Below are 3,661 nucleotides of genomic sequence, written 5' to 3'. Positions count from 1 at the left end.
AATGCGGGAGCCGTCTGTCAATTCCATCCCCTGTTTAGGTGTAAAAGGCATAATAGTTATAATTAGAAATGACCTGAACGAGTCGAAGATGAAGCATTTTAAATATGGAGCACCCGCAGTACAAACCCATTCAAGCCCATAAGATAAAAGTAGGTCCTAAAATTCTAACATAATATGACATTTATCATCCAAAAGTGTCCATTGTTCCAGCCTTCTTCTTTAGGCAATTACGATGATGGAGGTATGAAGTTGAAATTATGAGGTGGGAAGTATGAGGTTAGTTAAGGATCGAACTTATACAATTTCGTTCTGCTTGCTGTTTCCTATCTTACTTACTGTTATTTTGCCATGTTCAATTGAAATTGCTATCTTATTAATCCATGACTGAACAAAAACGTCAACTCCAGGCCATTATGTTTACCGACATAGCTGGTTTCACTAAAATGATGGGCAGCGATTCAAAAAAAGCCCTAGAACTTGTTAGTGACAATAGAGCCCTACAAAAACCACTCATAGAGCAGTATGGCGGAAAATGGTTGAAAGAAATGGGAGACGGGGTACTAGCCAGTTTTACCAGTGCTTATAACGCCGTTAAATGTGCGATAACTATTCAACAACAAGCTAATGAGCACCTTACAAATAAAATCCGAATAGGGATTCACTTAGGGGACGTTACGCTAGAGGAAGATGATGTTTTTGGAGATGGTGTAAATATTGCTTCAAGGTTGGAATCTATAGCTGATCCGGGAGGCATATATATATCTGATTCCGTTCATACTTCGATTAGGGGTAATAGTGATATTTTATCAATATACCTGGGTGAAGTACAACTTAAAAATGTAAGTGAAAGGATTAGAACACATGCCATAATAGGCGAAGGGTTACCACTACCCTCTAAAACTAAAGTCAAAAAACTTTTCAATTCAGTAACAAAACCCAGATCGGTATTTAGATCTGTCCCCTTATATGGTGTATTAATTAGTGTTTTGATTATAGGAAGTTTGCTACTTTGGAATAACTTTTTTAATAAGAATATCAACAATATCCAATCATTGGCAGTACTTCCTTTTTCAAATCACACTGGAGATTCAACTCAGGAGTACCTTGCCTCAGGGATGCACTTTGGAAATAGCTTCAGAATTGAATGTTGACGCAATAGTTGAAGCTTCACTACTTAGAGCTGATGATCAGATCAATATTCAATTTAATTTAGTAAATGCATATCCTGAAGAGCGTCAAATTTGGTCAAAAACTTATGAGATAGCAAAAGAAAATATTGTTAACCTATACAGTGAGGTGGCCAAAACTGTTGCGAATGAAATTAATATTAAACTTACCCCTCAGGCAAAAGACCTGCTTAAGAAAACATATTCTGTAAATCCGGAAGCATATGAATTATTTATTAAAGGGAGAATCAGCCTCGCTTCACTAACACCTGAAGGAATCCAGGATGCGGAACAGTATTTTTTAAAGTCAGTGGAGATAGACCCTTTATTTGCCCCTGCTTATGGGGGATTATCGGGAATTTGGATCGTTAAAAAACAATTGACTCTCATATCGCCAGAAGTAGCTGATCCAAAAATGGAAGAATACCTGGCTAGGGCCTTTGAACTAGACAGCACAGATGCTGAGGTTTGGCGCTGGCAGGCCGCCAAATTGGGAAATACGGATTTTGAATGGGAAGCCTGTAATAATGCATTGGATAAATGCCTTGAATTAAACCCTAATTTTTCTGAAGCCAGGGCATTTTATGCGCATATTCTTATGATTCAAAACAGATGGGATGAAGCGTGGGAACAAATGAACAGAGCTACGGAGACAGATCCTCTTAGTCCTTTGATTCACGAGTTCAGAGGTGTTATGTTGGTACATCAGGGAAAATTGGAAGAATATCTGCGCATATTTGAACCCTTGGATAACCCTGCCTTTGGCAATATTATTCTTTTGAACGCCTTCACACTAACAAAACAACATGATAAGGCAATTGCGCATTTGAAAAGGATTATCCAGTTAGGTGGTCAGGAAGACATTCTTAAAATACTTGAGAAAACCTATGAAAGTGGTGGTTTTAACAAAGCTTTGAACGATACTGCCGATGCCTTGGCGAAAGTCAGTGACGCTACACACTTGTGGACTGGAATAGTCTTGCACCTATATCTCTTGGCGGACAATAGGGAGAAATCACTTTATTGGATGGAAAAAATGTACATCAGAAGAGATCCAAATCTACCCTATTATGCCGTAATAGGACCTCTTACAAAAGCCTATCAAGAAGAACCCCGGTATATTGAAATTATGGAGAGAATAAATCTTAGGTAAAGGAATTTCACGTACTTAGGAGAACCATCACCCCAACCACCCTTCCCTGTCCAAACTCTGATACTGAATGGCCTCAGTGATTCACCCGAATGTGTAACTCTGAAATTCACAAATCATAGTGACGTTAAAACCTTACAATATTTCCGTACCTTGATAAGGAAACCACCAACCACACCTTTTTATGATTAACTTCTTTAGAAAGATCCGTCAACAACTGCTTACTCAAAATAAAGTCTCCAAATACCTTTTGTATGCCATTGGTGAGATTGTATTGGTGGTAATTGGGATATTGATTGCCCTATCAATTAATAATTGGAATGAAAACCGAAAAGATAGGAAAGCAGAGAATGAGGCACTAATCAACTTAAAACTAGAATTTGATGAAAATCAGATCCTACTCGATCAGTTAATAGAAAAAAGAAAGACACAGGAAAAGCAATGTAGATCCTATCTAAATTTGATTACAGATGACACTATTCCCATTTCACAAAAAATTGCCGCCAATTCTCCTAGTACTAATATTGCAGTCTGGGGTGGCATTAATACTGTTCTAAACAGCTTGGTAAACACAGGAGGCATAGATCGGATTCAGAATGATTCATTGAAAGTCCTGCTTACAAATTGGCCTACTCTTGTGGATCGTTTTAAACAGGTGGAGAAACGATTTGTAGAAAGCGTTAAAAATTTAGAAGATTATGAAAATTCTATAATCCCCAGATCGATCGTGAAGGAGGGCAATTACAGTAGTGTGTGGCCAGGTAATTATTATCCAATTAGTATGGCTGATAAGCTGGCTCCAATTAGAAAGGATCTTATAGAGGATATCAAATATTATAATCTCATTGCTAATCTAACTCAAGACATTTACATTTATTTAATTAATGGAATTCCACTTAGAGATGACTATGAGCGAATTTCACAACTGATTGTTGAAGAGCTGAATAGTAGGGATATTCAGATTCCAAAAAGTAGTTAAAGGTGACAGCCAGTGCAAAATAAAATCTCTTTGGATTCAAAGACAAAGAGATTTCGATGAATAATGAAAGGCTAACAATGTTCCCCAACCACCAAAACATCTGTCACTCTATCTAATGTGGTGGTCTTAAAATTCTACATGATTAGACTAATTTGAAGTCGCTTGTAATTATTCCCTATCTTAGGAAGTACATCCAACCACTTCTTTTCTATGATTAAGTTCTTCCGAAAAATACGATACAACCTTATGGAAACAGGCAAAACAACCAAGTACCTTAAATATGCCATCGGCGAAATTGTGCTGGTAGTGATCGGGATCCTGATTGCCCTTCAGATCAACAATTATAATGAAGCCCGAAAGCAACGT

4 protein-coding genes are annotated in these 3,661 nt (G+C 37.5%); all 4 read left to right on the top strand.

Annotated elements, in window-relative coordinates; genetic code table 11:
- Window positions 1-380 precede the first annotated feature (380 nt).
- Window positions 381-1,151 (top strand): adenylate/guanylate cyclase domain-containing protein, encoded by a 771-nt coding sequence (locus tag Q0X89_RS07760; protein WP_297692821.1) that lies wholly within the window; start codon window positions 381-383, stop codon window positions 1,149-1,151.
- On the top strand, window positions 1,141-2,319 hold the full coding sequence (locus Q0X89_RS07755) for a tetratricopeptide repeat protein (protein ID WP_297692819.1): 1,179 nt from the start codon (window positions 1,141-1,143) through the stop codon (window positions 2,317-2,319). The genes Q0X89_RS07760 and Q0X89_RS07755 overlap by 11 nt, the downstream gene beginning before the upstream one ends.
- Before the next feature lie 181 nt (window positions 2,320-2,500).
- Window positions 2,501-3,295 (top strand): DUF6090 family protein, encoded by a 795-nt coding sequence (locus tag Q0X89_RS07750; protein WP_297692817.1) that lies wholly within the window; start codon window positions 2,501-2,503, stop codon window positions 3,293-3,295.
- Between the two features lie 246 nt (window positions 3,296-3,541).
- Window positions 3,542-3,661: DUF6090 family protein (locus tag Q0X89_RS07745; protein WP_297692823.1), on the top strand; the 120-nt coding region annotated here is incomplete at its 3' end.

Origin of the sequence: uncultured Eudoraea sp., from assembly GCF_947258525.1 — a bacterium.
Classification (GTDB): Bacteria; Bacteroidota; Bacteroidia; order Flavobacteriales; family Flavobacteriaceae; genus Eudoraea.
The sequence above is the reverse complement of the archived record's forward strand: the minus strand, read 5'-3'. Positions and strand labels throughout refer to the sequence as shown.

What these genes read in the sequence shown, in the direction of transcription:
- Q0X89_RS07760 (WP_297692821.1), top strand. Translation starts at nt 381, where the DNA reads ATGACTGAACAAAAACGTCAACTCCAGGCCATTATGTTTACCGACATA.
- Q0X89_RS07750 (WP_297692817.1), top strand. Translation starts at nt 2,501, where the DNA reads ATGATTAACTTCTTTAGAAAGATCCGTCAACAACTGCTTACTCAAAAT.